A 1579-nucleotide genomic window follows, 5' to 3' on the forward strand; every position below is an offset into this window, starting at 1 on the left:
CTAAGACTCCGCCGGCCTCGTGGTCACCTACTCGGACAAGCCCACTCTGTCTTCACTCGGCCTGGTAGCGCTTGTCCAAGTCGTTGAAGTCGTCGCGGCGTACTAGTCGCTGGCGTTCGTGCCAGGGTGTGAGGTCGTCCAGGACGGGACCGAGTGAGCCGGCATCGCGCAGACCGGCCAAGACCTTCTGTGCGCCGTGAATGGCGCCTTGCATAGCAGCATTCGCATACAGCAGAATCGAGTACCCCATAGCCAGCAAATCCTCGCGGGCCAGCAGCGGGGTCTTGCCTCCCTCGACCATGTTGGCCAGTTTCGGTACACCCGGGAGCGCCGCTCCCGCTTCGGCCAGTTCGTCGCGCGAGCGCAGACCTTCGATGAACAGGACGTCGGCGCCGGCCTCCGCGTATGCAGCGGCGCGGTCGAGTGCTTCGCTCAGGCCGTGCTCGGCCCGGGCGTCGGTGCGGGCGATGATGAGCGTGTTCTCGCTACGGCGGGATTCCGTCGCAGCGCGTATCTTCTGTCGCATCTCGGCCGACGGGATGACTTTCTGCCCCTCGAAGTGTCCGCACCGTTTGGGTGCCACCTGGTCCTCCAACTGGATACCGCACGCACCGGCCTTCTCCAACAGACGGACGGTACGGACGACGGAGATGGCGTTACCGAAGCCGGTGTCAGCGTCCACGATCACCGGCACGTCGACGGCATCGCTGATCGCCCCCACATGGGCGGCCATCTCTGTGAGGGACAGAAGGCCTATGTCCGGCAGACCGAGGAAGGTGTTGGCCACGCCGGCCCCGGTGATGTAGACAGCGCGGAAGCCGAGGTCTTCAGCGATGCGTGCGGTCAGGGCGTTGGCCACCCCCGGCAGCAGCAGGCCGCCGTCCACGCCGATCAGATCGCGTAGCGGAGCGGGGACCGCAGTACTCACCCGTCGCTCCCGTCCATCTCAAGCGTCTGCGAGCCGTGACGAGGCACGGCTAGGCGCAGGGAAGCATCCTTCATCCCGGCGACGTCCGTATCCCACGGCACCGCCCCCGACTGCTTCGTCACACCGATGCCGACGCCGGCGGCGATCCGGCGGGTGACCTGGTCGAGGTCGGTGGCGGCCGACTCCCAGCCGACGAAGACGCAGCCGGGGATCCCGTGCACCTCGGCCCACGCCACGCCGGGCACGCTGCGCAGCCGCCCCTCCAGATCGCGGGCGACCGCAGCGGTACCGGGCCCACCCAGGCCCGTGACCTGGATCTGGACTCCGCCGGGGGTCTCCCACACCCGGTGTGCGCCAATCAGCCGTCCACCCAGCTGTCCGAGCACACGCCGTGAAGTCCGGACGGGCACAGTCATGGCGGCCGCTGTCCGAGTCAACCCCGTGAGCAGCAACGACGAGCGCATACGGTCTCCCACAGGGCGCGCTCGTAGCAGGCAGGTCGTCCGCAGGACGGGCGCACCCTCTTCAAGTATCCCCATGGCGTCGGCCAATGGCAGCTCGAGCCGCCAGCTGGGCGGCTCAGTCATCCCAAGGCCGGACCGCAGCTCGACCAGCGCTGCGACGCTGCCGAGCGCGGACGAACCGTACTAC

The 1579-nt window shown here is 68.0% G+C and carries 2 protein-coding genes; both read right to left on the reverse strand.

The annotated features are described in order from the left end of the window. Positions 1-52: 52 nt before the first annotated feature. Entirely contained in the window at positions 53-928 is an 876-nt protein-coding gene (locus SSP24_RS42345; protein ID WP_141316582.1) for an isocitrate lyase/PEP mutase family protein, read from the reverse strand. Further along, on the reverse strand, positions 925-1344 hold the full coding sequence (locus SSP24_RS42350; protein WP_141316584.1) for a hypothetical protein: 420 nt from the start codon (positions 1342-1344) through the stop codon (positions 925-927). The genes SSP24_RS42345 and SSP24_RS42350 overlap by 4 nt, the downstream gene beginning before the upstream one ends. Positions 1345-1579: the final 235 nt, after the last annotated feature.

Source organism: Streptomyces spinoverrucosus (assembly GCF_006539505.1).
GTDB classification, from domain to species: Bacteria; Actinomycetota; Actinomycetes; order Streptomycetales; family Streptomycetaceae; genus Streptomyces; species Streptomyces spinoverrucosus.

Coding starts and splice junctions, on each gene's coding strand:
- SSP24_RS42350 (WP_141316584.1), bottom strand. CDS start 1,344: ATGACTGTGCCCGTCCGGACTTCACGGCGTGTGCTCGGACAGCTGGGT.